We start from the raw sequence: 17,397 nt of genomic DNA, 5'->3' as shown, positions 1-17,397 counted from the left end.
ACCCCGGCCGGGGCCGCGACCGTAGGTCGGCGGCCCCGGCCGGGGTGGTTGCCGTCGTTGCTCAGAGCCGGCGCAGCACCGCGACGACCTTGCCCAGGATGGTCGCGCTGTCGCCGGGGATGGGCTCGTACGCCGCGTTGTGCGGCATCAGCCAGATGTGGCCGTCCTCGCGCTTGAGGCGCTTCACCGTGGCCTCGCCGTCGATCATCGCGGCGACGATGTCGCCGTTCTCGGCGACCGGCTGGCGGCGGACGGTGACCCAGTCGCCATCGCAGATGGCGGCCTCGACCATGGAGTCGCCGCTCACTTTGAGCACGAACAGCTCGCCGTCGCCGACCAGCTGCCGGGGGAGCGGGAAGACGTCCTCGACCGACTGCTCGGCCAGGATCGGCCCGCCGGCGGCGATCCGCCCGATCAGCGGCACGTAGGAGGTGGCCGGGCGGCCGGTGGTGCTCTCCGGGACGGGGCGCACGACGTCCATGCCGCGCACCTCGTACGCGCGCGGACGGTGCGGGTCGCGGCGGAGGAAGCCCTTGCGCTCCAGCGCCATCAGTTGGTGGGCGACGGAGGAGGTGCTGGACAGGCCGACGGCCTGGCCGATCTCGCGCATGCTCGGCGGGTAGCCGCGCCGCTGCACGGAATCCCGGATGACCTCGATCACCCGGCGCTGGCGCTCGGTGAGCCCGGCCTCGTCGGTCCGGATGCCCGGTGGACGGCCGGGCAGCGAGCGCGTCGGAGCCTGATCGGCGAGATCGTCGACGAGTGCGGGATTCAGAGCCGGATCATCTGCAGTGCCCAAGGAGAGTCCCGAGGAGTGCGGAGCGGAGGCGCCCGAGACCTGTCCCGGGACGAGCCCGGCGGCGGATTTCCGGAGGTCTTCCTGGCTGCCATGGTGGGTGCTGTACAGCTGGCCGTTCTGGGAGCGTTCCTGCACCGGGACGGTGCTACTTTCTGCGCTGGTCACGGCGGCCCCTCTCGATGGACGTTCTCCCTTGAATAGGCCAACGGTAGGTCCTATCGAAAGGTTGCGCCAAACACACGTTCGAGTGAATTATTGCCCGAATGCCTGACGTGATCAAGGTTGTAGGTGTACGGCCGCATGTGCGAAGCGCTCGTTTGTTCGAGCGGCAGCGTCTCATGAAACCCCCGCGCATGGACCGGCAAGCCCGAAAATTCACCCCGCCCGGGCTGCTCCGGGCCATCCGGGTGAGCTTGCCGCAGGCGCTCCGCGTTGACCTGCGATGATCGCTGGGCGTGAGTCCGGGACTACCGACACGCGATGGCCGAAGCTTGCCAGGCACCCTAGATGTAGTGGTTACATAGGTCCTCGGAGGCCACAGGTTGTGGTCACCCGGGGGTGAGTCACCCCTGGGCATCACCTAGACTTAGCTGCGGCGCGCCAGTCGGCAGAGCCTGATCCGGGCATCCGGAGCGTTGAACGAGGAGGGGTTGAAGGACATGCACTGCCCCTTCTGTCGCCACTCGGACAGCCGGGTCGTCGACTCGCGCACCACCGACGACGGCACCGCCATTCGCCGCCGCCGCCAGTGCCCCGACTGCAACCGCCGTTTCAGCACGGTGGAGACGGCCGCACTGATGGTGGTCAAGCGCAGCGGCGTGACCGAGCCGTTCAGCCGGGAGAAGGTGATCAGCGGGGTGCGCAAGGCGTGCCAGGGCCGCCCGGTCACCGAGGACGCGCTGGCCCAGCTCGGCCAGCGGGTCGAGGAGGCGCTGCGCGCCACCGGCAGCGCCGAGCTGTCCACCCACGACGTGGGCCTGGCCATACTCGGCCCGCTCAAGGATCTGGACGTCGTCGCCTACCTGCGGTTCGCCTCGGTCTACCGGGCCTACGAATCGCTGGAGGACTTCGAGGCTGCGATCGCCGAGCTCCGTGCCGGACCGCTCACCGCAGCCGAACCGGGCGCGCCCGCGTCCGCCCCCGCGTCGCAGTAGCCCGACCGCTGCACGCCCACAGACCATCAGGACCCCCGAGCAGGACGTACGGCGGACACCCCTCAGCGGGCTGCCGCCTGCGTGGAACGAAGAAGTGCGGACACGACGGGCGACCCCGGGAAGCAGTGGGGCGCTCAGGGCGTTTGCCCAGGAGGAGGCGGCAATGACGGACACCACCAGCGGGACACGTGCAGGCAAGGGCGGTACGGCCAAGGGCGGCAAGCCCGGGGCCAAGGCCGGCGGCGCGGGGACTGGTGCGGGCCTTCGTGTCGAGCGCATCTACACGACCCCCGGCGTCCACCCGTACGACGAGGTGACCTGGGAGCGCCGCGACGTCATCATGACCAACTGGCGCGACGGCTCGGTCAACTTCGACCAGCGCGGCGTCGAGTTCCCCGACTTCTGGTCGGTCAACGCCACCAACATCGTCACCAGCAAGTACTTCCGCGGCGCGCTCGGCACCCCGCAGCGCGAGTGGAGCCTGAAGCAGATCATCGACCGGGTGGTGCTGACCTACCGCGCCGCCGGCGAGAAGCACGGCTACTTCGCCTCCCCGGCCGACGCCGAGATCTTCGAGCACGAGCTGACGCACGCCCTCCTCCACCAGGTGTTCAGCTTCAACTCGCCGGTCTGGTTCAACGTCGGCACCCAGCAGCCGCAGCAGGTCAGCGCCTGCTTCATCCTGGCTGTGGACGACTCCATGAACTCCATCCTGGACTGGTACAAGGAAGAGGGGATGATCTTCAAGGGCGGCTCCGGGGCCGGCCTGAACCTCTCCCGCATCCGCTCCTCCAAGGAACTGCTCACCTCCGGCGGCAACGCCTCCGGCCCGGTCTCCTTCATGCGCGGCGCGGACGCCTCCGCCGGGACGATCAAGTCGGGCGGCGCCACCCGCCGCGCCGCCAAGATGGTCGTCCTGGACGTGGACCACCCCGACGTCGAGGCGTTCATCGAGACCAAGGTCAAGGAGGAGCAGAAGATCCGCGCCCTGCGCGACGCCGGCTTCGACATGGACCTCGGCGGGGACGACATCACCTCCGTCCAGTACCAGAACGCCAACAACTCGGTCCGGGTCTCCGACGAGTTCATGCACGCGGTCGAGGACGGCGGCCAGTTCGGCCTGCGCGCCCGGCTCACCGGCGAGGTCATCGAGACCGTCGACGCCAAGGGCCTGTTCCGCAAGATGGCCGAGGCCGCCTGGGCCTGCGCCGACCCCGGCATCCAGTACGACTCCACCATCAACCACTGGCACACCTGCCCGGAGTCCGGCCGGATCAACGCCTCCAACCCCTGCTCCGAGTACATGCACCTGGACAACTCCAGCTGCAACCTGGCCTCGCTCAACCTGATGAAGTTCCTCCGGGACGACGACACCTTCGACGCCACCTCCTTCGCCAAGGTCGTCGAGCTGGTCATCACCGCGATGGACATCTCCATCTGCTTCGCCGACTTCCCCACCGAGAAGATCGGCGAGACCACCCGCGCCTACCGCCAGCTGGGCATCGGCTACGCCAACCTGGGCGCGCTGCTGATGGCCACCGGCCACGCCTACGACTCCCAGGGCGGCCGCGCGCTGGCCGGCTCCATCACCTCGCTGATGACCGGCACCGCCTACCGGCGCGGCGCGGAGCTGGCCGCCATCGTCGGCCCGTACGACGGCTACGCCCGCAACGCCGAGCCGCACCAGCGGGTCATGCGCCAGCACGCGGACGCCAACGCCGTCGCCGAGCACGCCGACGACCTGGACAGCCCGATCTGGGCCGCGGCGACCGAGACCTGGCAGGACGTGCTGCGGCTGGGCGCGCAGAACGGTTTCCGCAACGCCCAGGCCAGCGTGCTCGCGCCCACCGGCACCATCGGCCTGATGATGGACTGCGACACCACCGGCGTCGAGCCCGACCTGGCGCTGGTCAAGTTCAAGAAGCTGGTCGGCGGCGGCTCCATGCAGATCGTCAACGGCACGGTGCCGCGGGCGCTGCGCCGCCTCGGCTACCAGCCGGAGCAGATCGAGGCCGTGGTCGCGCACATCGCCGACCACGGGGTGGTCGTCGGCGCGCCCGGGCTGAAGACCGAGCACTACGAGATCTTCGACTGCGCCATGGGCGAGCGGGTCATCTCCGCCATGGGCCACGTCCGGATGATGGCCGCGATCCAGCCGTGGATCTCCGGCGCCATCTCCAAGACGGTCAACATGCCCGAGTCCGCCACCGTGGACGAGGTCGAGGAGCTCTACTTCGAGGCGTGGAAGCTGGGCGTGAAGGCGCTCGCCATCTACCGCGACAACTGCAAGGTCGGCCAGCCGCTGTCGGCCAAGACCAAGAACGACGGCAAGGCCGAGGCCAAGCCCTCCGCCCAGCCCGCCGCCGAGGCCGAGGCGGCCGCGCAGAAGGTGGTCGAGTACCGCCCGGTCCGCCGCCGCCTGCCCAAGGGCCGCCCGGGCATCACCACCTCCTTCACGGTCGGTGGCGCCGAGGGCTACATGACGGCCAACTCCTACCCGGACGACGGCCTCGGCGAGGTCTTCCTGAAGATGTCCAAGCAGGGCTCGACCCTCGCGGGCATGATGGACGCCTTCTCCATCGCCGTCTCGGTCGGCCTGCAGTACGGCGTCCCGCTGGAGACCTACATCTCCAAGTTCACCAACATGCGCTTCGAGCCGGCCGGCCTGACCGACGACCCGGACGTGCGGATGGCGCAGTCGATCGTGGACTACATCTTCCGCCGCCTGGCCCTGGACTTCCTGCCGTTCGAGACCCGCTCGGCCCTGGGCATCCACTCCGTCGAGGAGCGCCAGCGCCACCTGGAGACCGGCTCCTACGAGCCGACCGCCGCGGACGAGGCGGACACCGAGTCGCTGGCCCAGTCCGCCCCGCGCACCGCCCAGGCGCCGATCCCGGCCCCGGCCCCGGTGGTCATCCAGACCGCTCCGGCGCACCACGCCCCGCACAACTCCACCGAACTGCTGGAGATCCAGCAGGGCATCAACTCCGACGCCCCGCTCTGCTTCTCCTGCGGCACCAAGATGCGCCGCGCGGGAAGCTGCTACCTCTGCGAGGGCTGCGGCTCCACCAGCGGCTGCAGCTGACAGCAGCCGCCGCCCGTTGAACCGGGGGGAGCCGGTCCGCCGGCTCCCCCCGGTCCTGTGATCTCCGCTGCGGCCGAGGAACGGCGGGGTGCTGCGCGGACCGGCGGGGCGGCTGGACTACCGTGGCCGACATGGCGCGTCCACAACGCATTGTCCTGGTCAGACACGGTGAGTCCGAGGGGAACACCGACGAGACGATCTACGAGCGGGTGCCCGACCACGCCCTGGAACTGACCGAGCGCGGCCGCAAGCAGGCCATCGCGGCCGGGGAGGAGCTGCGGGCCGTCCTCGGCGCCGAGCCGGTGCAGGCGTACGTCTCGCCGTACCTGCGCACCCGGCAGACCTTCGAGCTGCTGGCGCTGCACCGCTCCTCGCTGCGGGTGATGGAGGAGCCGCGCCTGCGCGAGCAGGACTGGGGCAACCTCCAGGACGTCGAGGACATCCACCGCCAGCGCCAGGCCCGGGCCGCCTACGGGCACTTCTTCTACCGCTTCACCCAGGGCGAGTCGGGCGCCGACGTCTACGACCGGGTGGGCGCGTTCTTCGAGACGCTGCACCGCAACTTCGAGCGCCCCGACTACCCGCCGAACGTGGTGCTGGTCACCCACGGGCTGCTGATGCGGCTGTTCTGCATGCGCTGGTTCCACTGGAGCGTGGACGAGTTCGAGGCGCTGTCCAACCCCTGCAACGGGGAGTCCCGGACGCTGCTGCTGGGTGCGGACGGCAAGTACACCATGGACCGGCCGTTCGAGCGCTGGTCCTGGGGCTGACGGCCGCCGTCAGCGGGCGGCAGCCTCCGGCAGGGCGGCCTCGTGCGGCGCTGTGTCCGGCAGGGCCGCGGTCAGCGCTCCGGCCAGCGCCGCCGCCAGCTCCGGTCCGGCGTCGAGCAGCGGGCGGCGGACCGGTCCGCCGGGCAGCCCCAGCCGGCGCAGCAGCGCCTTGGCCGTGACCGTGCCCGGATCGGTGGTCATCATCGCCTCGATCAGCGGCAGCAGCCGCTGGTGCAGCGCTAGCGCGGCGGCGTTGTCGCCCCGGGCGTGGGCCTCCAGCACCGCCCGGGTTCCGCCGGGGGCGACATTGGCGACGGTGCTGACCGCGCCCACCGCGCCGACCGCGTACAGCGGCAGGTTCAGCTCGTCCGCGCCGGAGTAGTAGTGCAGCCCGGTCTCGGCGATCACCCGGGCGCTGCCCAGCAGGTCGTAGGCGGCGTCCTTGACCCCGGCCACCCGGGGGTGCTCGGCCAGCCGCAACAGGGTGTCCCGGCTGAGCCTGCTGCCGGTGCGGGCGGGGATGTCGTAGAGCATGACCGGCAGCCCGGTGGCGTCGGCCGCCTCCGCCAGGTGGCTGCGGATGCCCTCCTGGCCCGGCCGGTTGTAGTACGGCGTGACCACCAGCAGGCCGTCGGCCCCGGCGCGTTCGGCGGCCCGGGCCAGCTCCAGCGTGTGCCGGGTGTCGTTGCTGCCGACGCCCGCGGTGACCGCCGCCCGGTCGCCGACGGCCTCGAGGACGGCCCGCAGCAGGGCGTCCTTCTCGGCGTCGGTGGTGGTCGGCCCCTCACCGGTGGTGGCATTCAGGACCAGGCCGTCGCAGCCGGAGTCGACCAGGTGCGCGGCCAGGCGCTGCGCGCCGTCGGCGTCCAGGGCGCCGTCGGGGCGGAAGGGGGTGACCATGGCGGCGGCGACACGTCCGAAGGGCAGTTGCATGCCGCTGAGCCTGCCGCCCCTGGCACTGAAGCACCAGCACCGTGTTCTTCATGGAACCCTTCAGCCTTGCTGAACGGTTGCGCCGCCGCGGGCCGAGTGTCAGACCCGGGGGCGACGATGGGGTCATGAGTACCTGGAGTGAGACCGAGGCGGTCGCGCCCGAACTCGCAGCCGCGGTGCGCGGCCGGTTCGAGGCGCACGGAATGGGCCTGCTGGCCACGCTGCGGCGGGACGGCTCGCCGAGGATCAGCGGAATCGAGCCGTTGTTCGCACTGGGCGAGCTGTGGCTGGGGATGATGCCGGATTCGCTCAAAGGGGCGGACCTGCGCCGCGACCCCCGGCTGGCGCTGCACAGCGCGACCGAGGACAAGGACGTCACGCACGGCGACGCCAAGATCGCCGGCCGGGCGGAGGAGGTCACCGACGAGGGCCGCTGCCAGGCATACCTGGACGCGCTGAGCGCGGCCACCGGATTCGAGCCCGAGGAGTGCCAGGTGTTCCGGGTGGAGGTGACCGGCCTGTCCTTCGTCCAGCCCGCCGGCGACCACCTGGACATCCGCGCCTGGCGCGAGGGCGGGGAGGTGCGCCTGGTCGAGCGAAGCTGACCCCCGGGGGCCGCGTAGGCTTGGGCCATGCCGATCGCACCCCCCACGCACAGCGTCGAACGCTCGCTCCGCCGGGCCGGCGCCCAGCTGGTCGCCGGGGTGGACGAGGTCGGCCGGGGCGCCTGGGCCGGTCCGGTCACCGTGTGCGCCGCCGTCACCGGGCTGCGCCGCGCCCCCGAGGGGCTGACCGACTCCAAGCTGATCACGCCGCGCCGCCGCGCCGAACTCGCCCCGCTGCTGGCGGACTGGGCCCACGCCTACGCGCTCGGCCACGCCTCGCCGCTGGAGTGCGACGAACTGGGCATGACCGCCGCGCTGCGGCTGGCCGCCGTCCGCGCCCTGGAGGCGCTGCCGCAGCGGCCGGACGCGGTCATCCTCGACGGCAAGCACGACTACCTGGGCGGCCCGTGGCGGGTGCGGACGGTGATCAAGGGCGACCAGTCCTGCGTCAGCGTCGCCACCGCCTCGGTCATCGCCAAGGTCCGCCGGGACGCCATGATGGCCGAACTCGGCGGCCAGTACCCGGCGTTCGCCTTCGAGGCCAACGCCGGCTACCCCTCGCCGGTGCACCGCGAGGCACTCTCCGAGCTGGGCCCGACGCCGCACCACCGGATGTCCTGGGCCTATCTGGACGACCTCCCGGCCTGGCGGCACCTGAAGACCACCCGCAGCCAGGTCGACTCGGAGCAGTTGTCGCTGGGTTTCTGACGGTCCGTCGCCTCCCGGGCGGGCTTCGTACACGGTGAGTTCGCGGCCTGTTCGCGGTCCGTTCGCGGTCCGTGCGAAGGCTTGTCGCAGGCCAGGCCAACGATCGGACCGCCCCCCTACCGGCCGTTCGACGGCAGCGAGTAAGCTCTGGGCGCTGTGCGACGCCATCCGGTGTGCCGCCAGATTCTGCCGAGGAGCTGGAGATCCACAAGACCGCCCCGGGCCCCTGCGTAACGTCCAACGACGAGACGGACACGACGGCCCGCACCACGCCTTCCGTATCACCTGTCGCACCCGTCATCCCTTCTCCTGCCGCTACCTCTCCACGGGTGGCCCCGCGTCCGGGTCCGCCGGTCCGGCGCCCCGACTCGGGCCCCGCGCGCATCGTTCCCAAGCCCGGTCCCGCGCCGCGCAGACCGGCTGCCCCCGTCGTCGAGCAGGCCGCCGCCCCCGCCTTCCCGGAGGTGGAGGTCCAGCGCGTCGCCGCCCGGCCCGACACCGCCCTGGAGCGCGCGGACGAGGTCCTCGACCTGCTGCTCGAAGCCGGACGCGTCCCGGGCCAGGTCCTGGTGCTGACCACCGGCCCGCGCCACCCGTGGCAGCAGCACGAGGAGTCCTTCGGCGCCGAGCGCTACTGGGCGCAGCTGGACGAGGCGCAGGACGTCTTCTACGCGGACGCCGCGAGCTGCCGTCCGGTCCGCCGCGAGGTCGTCGTCCTGGTCGTCAACGGTGGCTCCGCCGCCGCTGTCCAGCGGGCCGTCGCCGCCGCGCGCGGCCATGCCGCGAGCCTGCTGGTGATCTGCGGCGACGCCCGCTAGCCCGCGCCCGGGTCCGGCCTGCGGTTCCGGCCCGGCCGGTCAGCGGGTGCCCGCGCGTACCGCGCCGGGTGCGCCGTGCGCCCGGACGGCGCCGCCGATGGCCCGCACGGGCAGCGCGCTGACCGTGCGGACGGTCTCGTGCGCCCAGGAGCCGGCGTGCGGGGTGCGACCGCGGCGTCCGTCGCCGAGCACCTGCCAGCCCTCGTCGGTGAGCGTGACGTAGGCGCCGCAGCGCAGTCCGTGCAGGGTGCTGGCGTCGTGCAGGGCCCACATCCAGGCGCCGTCCTCGGCGGTCCAGTTGCGGCCGCCGCGGCGGCACAGCATCAGCACCGCGGTGCGGACCGGGCTGGGGCGGCGCAGGTCGTGCGGGATGATCCGGCGCAGATGGGCCAGCAGGGCGTTGCGGTACTGCCAGCCGTCGCCGCCGCCCGGACGCTGGCTGCCCTGCGCCGCCGGGAACGAGGCCCCGGCCGCCACGCGTCCGAGCTGGTCCAGCACCCCGACGACGACCGTGCCCGGCGCGGGGCGGTGCACCCGGTGCAGGTCGGCGACCAGGGCCCGGGGGTCGCGGAGCATGGGCGAGCCGACCTCGGCCCAGCTCGCGGCGGAGAGCGACCGGTTCATCGCCGCGGATTCCACGGCGGTGGAGACGATGATCAAGGCCACTCCTTCCCCGTACCCGCGCAGGGCACCTCGGTGCCCCGGAAGGGCGATCAGCACCACCGGAACACGGCACAATTCTCACGTCCCGGGCGCGGATGCGGCAACGGCGGGTCTGTCGGAGATGTCCTTGATCACGTGCTTTGACGGTTATATTCCAGCACTGTTCTGGATCATGATGCCGGAGGCGCTCCCGAGAACGCCCCGCCCGGCCCCCGGCCCCGGCGCGCCCTGGTACCGGCTGCGGAACGCCCTGCGCAGCGCCCCGCCGGGCGGCCGACAGCCATCGTTCGGCGGCACTGGGCCGTTCGCGTCAGCCGGGCCCCGCAGCCGTGCGGCGGGCCCGCCGGTTCGCGCGATGTCGGTGCCGTCCGGTTGCATGGGGGCATGAGCGATCTGGGGTTGCGTGCCGAGGCCGATGCCGTGCTTGCCCGTCTGGTGGGGCGCCCGGGCGATACCGCGCGGCTGCGCGAGGACCAGTGGCAGGCCATCGAGGCGCTGGTGGTGGACCACCGCCGGGCGCTCGTGGTGCAGCGCACCGGCTGGGGCAAGTCTGCGGTGTACTTCGTGGCCACCTCGCTGCTGCGCAAGCGCGGGGCCGGACCGACGGTGATCATCTCGCCGCTGCTGGCGCTGATGCGCAACCAGGTGGAGTCCGCCGCCCGGGCCGGGATCGCCGCGCGGACGATCAACTCGGCCAACCCGGAGGAGTGGGACGCCGTGCAGGCCGAGGTCGAGGCGGGCACGGTGGACGTGCTGCTGGTGAGCCCGGAGCGGCTGAACTCGCCGGACTTCCGCGAGGCGGTGCTGCCCCGGCTGGCCGCCACCACCGGCCTGCTGGTGGTGGACGAGGCCCACTGCATCTCCGACTGGGGGCACGACTTCCGCCCCGACTACCGGCGGCTGCGCACCATGCTGGCCGAGCTTCCGGCCGGCGTCCCGGTGCTGGCCACCACGGCGACCGCCAACGCGCGGGTCACCGCCGACGTCGCCGAGCAGCTGGGGACCGGCGGCGCCGAGGCGCTGGTGCTGCGCGGGCCGCTGGACCGGGAGAGCCTGCGGCTGGGGGTGCTCCAGCTGCCGGACGCGGCCCACCGGCTGGCCTGGCTGGGGGAGCGGCTGGGGGAGCTGCCCGGATCGGGGATCATCTACACGCTGACCGTCGCCGCGGCCGACGAGGTCGCGGCCTTCCTGCGCCAGCGCGGCTACCCGGTCGCCTCCTACACCGGCCGGACCGAGAACGCCGACCGGCTGCAGGCCGAGGAGGACCTGCTGGCCAACCGGGTCAAGGCGCTGGTGGCGACCTCGGCGCTGGGGATGGGCTTCGACAAGCCGGATCTGGGGTTCGTGGTGCACCTCGGCTCGCCCTCGTCCCCGATCGCCTACTACCAGCAGGTCGGGCGCGCCGGGCGCGGAGTGGACCACGCGGATGTGCTGCTGCTGCCCGGCCGGGAGGACGAGGCCATCTGGGCGTACTTCGCCTCGGTGGGCTTCCCGCCCGAGGAGCAGGTCCGGCGTACCCTGGCCGCCCTGGAGCAGGCGGGGCGCCCGCTGTCGCTGCCCGCGCTGGAGCCGCTGGTGGACCTCCGCCGCTCCCGGCTGGAGACCATGCTGAAGGTCCTGGACGTGGACGGCGCGGTCCGGCGGGTCAAGGGCGGCTGGACCGCGACCGGGCAGCCCTGGACGTACGACGCGCAGCGGTACGCCTGGGTGGCCCGGCAGCGGGAGGCCGAGCAGCAGGCCATGCGGGACTACGTGGCGACCACCGGCTGCCGGATGGAGTTCCTGCAACGGCAGCTGGACGACGAGAAGGCCGCCCCCTGCGGCCGCTGCGACAACTGCGCCGGGCCCTGGCTCGACCCCGCCGTCACCCCCGGCGCCCTGGCCGGCGCCGCCGGCGAGCTGGACCGCCCGGGCGTGGAGGTCGAACCGCGCCGGATGTGGCCCTCGGGCATGCCCGCCGTCGGCGTCGACCTCAAGGGACGCATCCCGGCGGACCAGCAGGCGGCCACCGGGCGCGCGCTGGGGCGGCTGTCGGACATCGGCTGGGGCAACCGGCTGCGCCCGCTGCTGACCTCGCCGGTGACCGACGGGCCGGTCCCGGACGACGTACTGGCCGCCGTGGTGACCGTGGTGGCCGACTGGGCCCGCTCGCCCGGCGGCTGGGCCGGCGGCGCCCCGGACGCCATGGCCCGCCCGGTGGGCATCGTCGCCATGCCCTCCCGCACCCGCCCCGCGCTGGTGGCCTCGCTGGCCCAGGGCCTGGCCCGGGTCGGCCGGCTCCCGCTGCTGGGCAGCCTGGCGTACACCCCGCAGGCCGACGAGCACGTCGCGTTCCGCAGCAACTCCGCCCAGCGGCTGCGCGCCCTGGCCGCCTCGTTCGCCGTCCCGGACGACCTCGCCGCCGCCCTGGCCGCCACCCCCGGCCCGGTGCTGCTGGTGGACGACTACACCGACTCCGGCTGGACCCTGGCCGTCGGCGCCCGCCTGCTGCGCCGGCACGGCGCCGGACAGGTGCTGCCCCTCGTCCTGGCCCTGGCCGGGTAGCGGCCGTCCTCACCCTGCGGGTGACGGTCACTCCTGCGGGTGACGGCTTTGTCCACAGGGCCGGTTCTGTCCACAGATCGCGGTCGACGGCCATGTCGGGCGGCCCCGGCCGACATGCTCGACGCATGAACGAACACGCACCCGCCCCCGCCTCGTCCTTCGAACACCCCGTCGTGCGCATGCGCACCCCGGCCGACATGGTCGACGCCCTGCCGTACCTGCTCGGCTTCTTCCCCAGCGACAGCGTGGTGGCCCTCGGGCTGCAGGGGCCGCGCCGACGGCAGGGCGGCACGGTCCGGATCGACCTCCCGACCGCCGACGCCTGGCCGGCCGCCGCCGAGGAGGTGGCCCGCTTCCTGGTGGCGCTGTCCGAGCACCGCGACCGCAGCCCGGACGCCGTCATCCTCTACCTGTGCCGCGATCCCGCCCCCGGCCAACAGGCCGCCGCCGTCGCCGAGGAGCTGCGCCCGCTGGCCGAGCAGCTCACCGCCGCCTTCGCCGCCGTCGGCATCCCCGTGCACGAGGCGCTGTGCGTGTCCGGCGGGCGCTGGTGGTCCTTCAGCTGCCGCGATCCGCGCTGCTGCGACCCCGGCGGCACGCCGGTCGACCGCCCGGGCACCACCTCCACGATCGCTGCCGCCGCCGCGTACGCCGGGGTCCGGGTGCGCGGCAGCCTCAAGGAGCTCCAGCGTGAACTGGACCCGGTGGGCGCCCCCACCGCCGAGAGCCAGCTGGCGGCCTTCGAGCAGGCGGTGCCCGCACTGGTCGAGGAGCTGCTGCGCAGCGGCGGGCGGGAGGCCGTCCGCGAGCGCACCGCCGAGCTGGTGGACGCGGCGGTGGCCGCCTTCCGCGCCGGGGCCGAGGAGCTCCCCGAGGCCGACGCCGCCCGGCTGATCCTCGGGCTCCAGGACCGGATGGCCCGCGACCGGGCGGCGGAATGGCTCGACCCGCCCGACGTCGAACCCGCGCAACGGCTGTGGCGGTTCCTCGCCCGGCGCTGCGCCGTCCCCTTCGACAGCCACGCGGCCGCCCCGCTGGCCCTGCTCGGCTGGACCGCCTGGGTCACCGGCGACCAGGTCACCGCCCGGATCGCCCTCGGCCGGGCCCTGGTCGCCGACCCGGACTACACCTTCGCCCAGCTGCTGCACGAGGCCGTCAACAGCGGCGCCGAGCCCCGTTCGCTGTGCGCCACCCTGCGCGCCGAGCGCCGGGCCCGGCAGCGCCGCAGCAGGCGCCGACCGGAGCGCAGACGGGTGCTGGGCGGGCAGAGATCCGGCGGCTGAAACCGCTCCGCCGCAGGGAGCGGCGTCGGCGGAGGTGTTTATCGTCATTGAGACGACTAAGATCCCCCATGTCGCGTTACGATCCGTCGGCCTTCCCCCCGTTCGCGGTCACGGTAGACCTGGTGGTGCTGACCGTCCGTGATCACGCCCTGTGCGCGTTGATGGTGCGCCGGGGCGAGCCCCCCTTCCAGGGCTTCTGGGCGCTCCCGGGCGGATTCGTGCGCCCCGACGAGGGGCTGATCGAGGCCGCCGCGCGGGAGCTGGCCGAGGAGACCGGCCTGCGCACCCACGGAGCACCCGGGCAGGGGCCGGGGGTGGGCGCGCACCTGGAGCAGCTGGCCACCTACGGCGATCCGCAGCGCGACCCCCGGATGCGCGTGGTCAGCGTCGCCCATCTGGCGCTCGCGCCCGACCTGCCCACCCCGCGCCCCGGCGGGGACGTCCGCAGCGCCCGCTGGGCCCCGGTCGAGGAGCTCCTCGGCAGCGGCAAGGACGACGGCCTGCTACTGGCCTTCGACCACACCCGCATCCTGGCGGACGGCGTGGAGCGCGCCCGTTCGAAGATCGAGTACTCCTCGCTGGCCACCGCCTTCTGCCCGGAGGAGTTCACCGTCGGCGAGCTGCGCCGGGTCTACGAGGCGGTCTGGGGCGTCGTCCTGGACCCGCGCAACTTCCACCGCAAGGTCACCGGCACCCCCGGTTTCCTGGTCCCGGCGGGCGGCACCACCACCCGCCAGGGAGGGCGCCCCGCCCAGCTGTTCCGGGCCGGGGCGGCCACCGTGCTCAACCCGCCGATGCTGCGCCCGGAGAGCTGACCGCCGGGCGCGCGCCGCCCGGGGCGGCGTCAACGCGCCGTGTACGGCAATGCCACGCAACGTCACCGTGCCCGTCTATGGTGCTGGCTACAGGGGGGCGACTTGTGCACGGCATCGTGAGGTGAAGCTCTGTGTTCCAGGCGATCGGACTGACCAAGAGCTATCGCCGGGGGCGTCCCCCAGCTGTGCTCGATCTCTCCTTCGACGCCCGTGAGGGCCAGGTCACGGCCCTGCTCGGGCCGGTCGGCTCCGGCCGGACCACGGCCCTGCTGCTGGCCCTCGGGCTGGAGCGGGGCCAGGGCACGGCCCTCTTCGACGGCCGCCCCTACCGCCGGATCAGGCAGCCGGAGCGGGAGGTCGGGGCCGTCCTGTCCGAGCAGGAGCACTGCCCGCGCCACCCCGGCCGCCGGGCCCGGGCGCACCTGCGGATGGTCGCCGCAGCCGCCGGGGTGCCCCTGCGCCGGGCCGACCAGCTGCTGGAGCAGACCCGGCTGGCTCCCGCCGCCGAGCACCGGCTGCGCACCTTCTCGCCGGGCATGCACCGGCGGATGGCGCTGGCCGAGGCCATGCTCGCCGACCCGGGCACGCTGCTCCTGGACGAGCCCACGCACGAGCTGTCCCCCAAGAACGCCGAGTGGTTCCACGCGGTGCTCCGCTCCTTCGCGGCCGGCGGCGGGACGGTCCTGGTCACCGTGCGCAGCCCGCACGAGGCCGCGGTGCTGGCCGACCGGGTGGTCACCGTGGAGCAGGGCCGGCTGCTGGCCGACCAGCCGGTCGCGGAGTTCCTGCGCACCCGGCTCCAGGGCGAGGTGTCGGTGTCCGGCCCGCAGGTGGGCCGGTTGGCGGACCTGCTGACCGAGGCCGGGGCCCAGGTCCGCCGGGAGAGCGGCACCCGGATCGCGGTGACCGGCGCCGCCCGCACCGAGATCGGGGAGCTGGCCTACCGGCACGGCGTCCTGCTGCACGAGCTCACCGACCAGGTGGTGACCCGCCCCGCACCCGGCTCGCCGCCCGTGCCGGTGCCGGTGGCCGCGCCTTTGTCCGTCCCGGTGTCCGCCCCGGTAGCGGTGTCCGTGCCGCCGACCGGGCCGGCCGGGGCCACGGCGGCTCCGGCCCGGCCGGGCGAGACCGTCGTCCTGCTCACCCCCGGCGCTGCGGTCACCGCCTCGGTGGTGGCCCAGCAGTCCGCCCAGCACCAGACCGTCGGAGGCGACGCGTGAACGCACTGGCCTACGAGCGGCGGCGGCTCACCGGCGTCCGCTCCACCTGGGCGATCATCCTCGCCGCCCTCGCCCTGGACGCGGCCGTGGCCGCGATGACCGTCCGCGAGCACGCCTTGGCCGAGCCGGTGCGGGTGCTCACCGCGGGCGTCCCGCTGCTCCCGCTGCCGCTGGCGGCGCTGGCCGCGGGCGCGCTGGGGGCGCTCTCCTACGGCCAGGAGGTGCGCTACCCGGCCCTGCGGCCGCTGCTGACCCGGCCGCGGCGCAGGCTGGCCCTGCTGGCGGCCAAGCTCACCGTGACCGGCGTGGTCTCGGCGCTGCTCGCACTGGCCACTCTGGCCGTCGACGGCGTCGTCCTGCACGTCTCCGGTCGAGCATGGGCCTTCGAACACGAACTGCTGCACGGCCGCTTCCCCGCTGCGCTCGGTGGCTTCGCGGCGCTGGTGGTGGCCGGGGGCTGGATCGGGCTGCTGGCGGCCGGGCTGCTGCGCAGCGCCGCCGCCGGGCTGCTGGCGCTGGTGGTGCTGCCGGTCTTCGTCGAGCCAGCGCTGAGCCTGCTGCGCCACCGGGCCGGACTCACCGGCTGGGGCCGCCGGGGCCGGGCGCTCGGGCTGCCCCGGCTGGGGCGGCTGTTCCCGGTGGACCAGCGGCACGCCTGGTTCTACGGGCCGGTCAGCGGCCTGCACGGGGCCCTGCCGCTGTCGCCGGTGGAGCTGGCCGTGCTGATCCTGGCCCCGGTCCTGCTGCTGCTCGCCGGGTACGCCCTGCTGATCTCGCGCCGCCGAGAGGTCTGAACGGCCCAGCGGCGGGACGCGGACCGGTTGTAGGCGATACATCCGGAATGACGTCAATTATGCAGGGATGAGCGATCACCCTTTCGTGTGCTTTTCACGAAAGTCCTCAAGGCGCGGCGCGCGAAGGCCGACAAAGGAGATGTGAGTACCGTTGCGCATCCCCCCATGACCACCGCCCGCATGTCCGACACGCCCCGTCCCGGCATCGGCGAGCTGGACCGATTCCCGGTCGGCGAACGCACCGCCGACCGGGCCTTTCCCGAGCGCGGCACCCCCGGACCCTCGCCGCGCTGGGACAGCCCCGAGCCCGACATCAGCCGCGCGCCGCGCCGTACCCCGGGCAGCCGGGGCAGGGGCCTGCACGGCCAGCTGGTCCAGCAGCTCGGACAGATGATCGTCTCCGGTGACCTGGGCGCCGACCGACCCCTCGTCCCCGAGGAGATCGGCCAGCGCTTCGAGGTGTCCCGCACCGTCGTCCGCGAATCCCTGCGCGTGCTGGAGGCCAAGGGCCTGGTCAGCGCGCGGCCCAACGTCGGAACCCGGGTGCGCCCGGTCGCCGACTGGAACCTGCTGGATCCCGACATCATCGAGTGGCGGGCCTACGGGCCGCAACGCGACGACCAGCGCCGCGAGCTGTTCGAACTGCGCTGGGCCATTGAGCCGCTGGCCGCCCGGCTCGCCGCCGGCCACGGGCGGGACGAGATCCACCAGCGCATGGTCGACATGACCGAGATCATGGGCCACGCCGCCGACCAGGGCGACCAGGTCACCTTCAGCCGGGCCGACAGCGAGTTCCACACCCTGCTGCTGGAGCTCTCCGGCAACCGGATGCTGGAGCACCTGGCGGGCATCGTGGGCTCCGCGCTCAATGTCTCCGGCGGCCCGATCACCGCCTGCGAACGCCCGTCCGAGCCGTCCGTCGGGCTGCACACCCGGCTGGTGGACGCCCTGGGCACCGGCGACGGCACCGCCGCCGAGGCAGCCATGCGGGCCCTGCTGACCGTCCACCCCGAGATCGACCATGTGGTCCCGGCGCCGCGCGAGCACTGACACCCGAACGGCCCCCGAGGAGACCGCCGCCCTGAACCTCAGGCGGCGGTCTCCCGCGTCTCCGCAGGCCCGCCGCACCGGGCGTACCGCCGGGCCCGCCGGTGTCACTGAATCGGGCGACCGACGGAATGAGAGCCCGTCGAGGAGTGTTGTTCG

General features: G+C 73.5%; 15 protein-coding genes. 12 read left to right on the top strand and 3 right to left on the bottom strand.

The features are described from left to right. Positions 1 to 61: 61 nt before the first annotated feature. Positions 62 to 799: a transcriptional repressor LexA gene (gene lexA, locus GXW83_RS26605; RefSeq protein WP_370466895.1), complete on the bottom strand. Its 738-nt coding sequence runs from the start codon at positions 797 to 799 to the stop codon at positions 62 to 64. A gap of 659 nt (positions 800 to 1,458) precedes the next feature. On the opposite strand from lexA, the gene nrdR reads away from it, so the two are divergent. From nrdR to GXW83_RS26590, 3 genes are all read left to right on the top strand, one after another. Continuing rightward, positions 1,459 to 1,953 carry a transcriptional regulator NrdR gene (gene nrdR, locus GXW83_RS26600; RefSeq protein ID WP_182445599.1) on the top strand — a complete coding sequence of 165 codons (495 nt, stop codon included), beginning with the start codon at positions 1,459 to 1,461 and terminating at the stop codon, positions 1,951 to 1,953. A gap of 163 nt (positions 1,954 to 2,116) precedes the next feature. Continuing rightward, positions 2,117 to 5,038 carry a vitamin B12-dependent ribonucleotide reductase gene (locus tag GXW83_RS26595; protein WP_182445598.1) on the top strand — a complete coding sequence of 974 codons (2,922 nt, stop codon included), beginning with the start codon at positions 2,117 to 2,119 and terminating at the stop codon, positions 5,036 to 5,038. A 131-nt stretch (positions 5,039 to 5,169) separates the two neighbouring features. Further along, on the top strand, positions 5,170 to 5,808 hold the full coding sequence (locus GXW83_RS26590) for a histidine phosphatase family protein (protein WP_182445597.1): 639 nt from the start codon (positions 5,170 to 5,172) through the stop codon (positions 5,806 to 5,808). 9 nt (positions 5,809 to 5,817) lie between these two features. On the opposite strand, the gene dapA is transcribed toward GXW83_RS26590, so the two are convergent. Continuing rightward, positions 5,818 to 6,741 (bottom strand): 4-hydroxy-tetrahydrodipicolinate synthase, encoded by a 924-nt coding sequence (gene dapA / locus GXW83_RS26585; RefSeq protein ID WP_182445596.1) that lies wholly within the window; start codon positions 6,739 to 6,741, stop codon positions 5,818 to 5,820. Between the two features lie 125 nt (positions 6,742 to 6,866). Here dapA and GXW83_RS26580 point away from each other — a divergent pair, with 125 nt between their 5' ends. The 3 genes from GXW83_RS26580 to GXW83_RS26570 all read left to right on the top strand — a co-directional run bounded on the left by GXW83_RS26580 (position 6,867) and on the right by GXW83_RS26570 (position 8,872). After that, positions 6,867 to 7,346: a pyridoxamine 5'-phosphate oxidase family protein gene (locus GXW83_RS26580; protein WP_182445595.1), complete on the top strand. Its 480-nt coding sequence runs from the start codon at positions 6,867 to 6,869 to the stop codon at positions 7,344 to 7,346. A 27-nt stretch (positions 7,347 to 7,373) separates the two neighbouring features. After that, the gene (locus tag GXW83_RS26575; RefSeq protein ID WP_182445594.1) at positions 7,374 to 8,054 is read left to right on the top strand and encodes a ribonuclease HII; all 681 of its coding nucleotides are present in this window, start codon (positions 7,374 to 7,376) and stop codon (positions 8,052 to 8,054) included. 329 nt (positions 8,055 to 8,383) lie between these two features. Beyond that, positions 8,384 to 8,872: a hypothetical protein gene (locus GXW83_RS26570; RefSeq protein ID WP_225447269.1), complete on the top strand. Its 489-nt coding sequence runs from the start codon at positions 8,384 to 8,386 to the stop codon at positions 8,870 to 8,872. Positions 8,873 to 8,911: 39 nt separating this feature from the next. On the opposite strand, the gene GXW83_RS26565 is transcribed toward GXW83_RS26570, so the two are convergent. Continuing rightward, the gene (locus GXW83_RS26565; protein WP_225447553.1) at positions 8,912 to 9,496 is read right to left on the bottom strand and encodes a hypothetical protein; all 585 of its coding nucleotides are present in this window, start codon (positions 9,494 to 9,496) and stop codon (positions 8,912 to 8,914) included. 423 nt (positions 9,497 to 9,919) lie between these two features. Here GXW83_RS26565 and GXW83_RS26560 point away from each other — a divergent pair, with 423 nt between their 5' ends. The 6 genes from GXW83_RS26560 to GXW83_RS26535 all read left to right on the top strand — a co-directional run bounded on the left by GXW83_RS26560 (position 9,920) and on the right by GXW83_RS26535 (position 17,241). Further along, a complete protein-coding gene (locus GXW83_RS26560) occupies positions 9,920 to 12,079 on the top strand; it encodes a RecQ family ATP-dependent DNA helicase (protein WP_182445592.1) in 2,160 nt (719 codons plus the stop codon). A gap of 125 nt (positions 12,080 to 12,204) precedes the next feature. Continuing rightward, entirely contained in the window at positions 12,205 to 13,362 is a 1,158-nt protein-coding gene (locus GXW83_RS26555; RefSeq protein WP_182445591.1) for a DUF4192 domain-containing protein, read from the top strand. Between the two features lie 68 nt (positions 13,363 to 13,430). Next, on the top strand, positions 13,431 to 14,177 hold the full coding sequence (locus GXW83_RS26550; RefSeq protein WP_182445590.1) for an NUDIX domain-containing protein: 747 nt from the start codon (positions 13,431 to 13,433) through the stop codon (positions 14,175 to 14,177). Between the two features lie 131 nt (positions 14,178 to 14,308). Next, positions 14,309 to 15,397 (top strand): ATP-binding cassette domain-containing protein, encoded by a 1,089-nt coding sequence (locus GXW83_RS26545; protein ID WP_182445589.1) that lies wholly within the window; start codon positions 14,309 to 14,311, stop codon positions 15,395 to 15,397. Continuing rightward, positions 15,394 to 16,191, top strand: coding sequence for an ABC transporter permease (locus tag GXW83_RS26540; RefSeq protein ID WP_182445588.1), 798 nt, complete (start codon positions 15,394 to 15,396; stop codon positions 16,189 to 16,191). The genes GXW83_RS26545 and GXW83_RS26540 overlap by 4 nt, the downstream gene beginning before the upstream one ends. Before the next feature lie 87 nt (positions 16,192 to 16,278). Next, positions 16,279 to 17,241: a FadR/GntR family transcriptional regulator gene (locus GXW83_RS26535; RefSeq protein ID WP_304940974.1), complete on the top strand. Its 963-nt coding sequence runs from the start codon at positions 16,279 to 16,281 to the stop codon at positions 17,239 to 17,241. The last annotated feature ends 156 nt before the right edge of the window (positions 17,242 to 17,397 follow it).

The sequence above is a fragment of the Streptacidiphilus sp. PB12-B1b genome, from assembly GCF_014084125.1.
Classification (GTDB): Bacteria; Actinomycetota; Actinomycetes; order Streptomycetales; family Streptomycetaceae; genus Streptacidiphilus.
Note: the sequence above shows the minus strand (reverse complement) of the source record. Positions and strands in the feature narration are given on the sequence as shown.

Excerpts from the sequence above, each read along its gene's own strand:
- nrdR (WP_182445599.1), top strand. The coding sequence starts at position 1,459 with ATGCACTGCCCCTTCTGTCGCCACTCGGACAGCCGGGTCGTCGACTCG.
- GXW83_RS26595 (WP_182445598.1), top strand. The coding sequence starts at position 2,117 with ATGACGGACACCACCAGCGGGACACGTGCAGGCAAGGGCGGTACGGCC.
- GXW83_RS26590 (WP_182445597.1), top strand. The coding sequence starts at position 5,170 with ATGGCGCGTCCACAACGCATTGTCCTGGTCAGACACGGTGAGTCCGAG.
- dapA (WP_182445596.1), bottom strand. The coding sequence starts at position 6,741 with ATGCAACTGCCCTTCGGACGTGTCGCCGCCGCCATGGTCACCCCCTTC.
- GXW83_RS26580 (WP_182445595.1), top strand. The coding sequence starts at position 6,867 with ATGAGTACCTGGAGTGAGACCGAGGCGGTCGCGCCCGAACTCGCAGCC.
- GXW83_RS26575 (WP_182445594.1), top strand. The coding sequence starts at position 7,374 with ATGCCGATCGCACCCCCCACGCACAGCGTCGAACGCTCGCTCCGCCGG.
- GXW83_RS26565 (WP_225447553.1), bottom strand. The coding sequence starts at position 9,496 with ATGAACCGGTCGCTCTCCGCCGCGAGCTGGGCCGAGGTCGGCTCGCCC.
- GXW83_RS26560 (WP_182445592.1), top strand. The coding sequence starts at position 9,920 with ATGAGCGATCTGGGGTTGCGTGCCGAGGCCGATGCCGTGCTTGCCCGT.
- GXW83_RS26555 (WP_182445591.1), top strand. The coding sequence starts at position 12,205 with ATGAACGAACACGCACCCGCCCCCGCCTCGTCCTTCGAACACCCCGTC.
- GXW83_RS26550 (WP_182445590.1), top strand. The coding sequence starts at position 13,431 with ATGTCGCGTTACGATCCGTCGGCCTTCCCCCCGTTCGCGGTCACGGTA.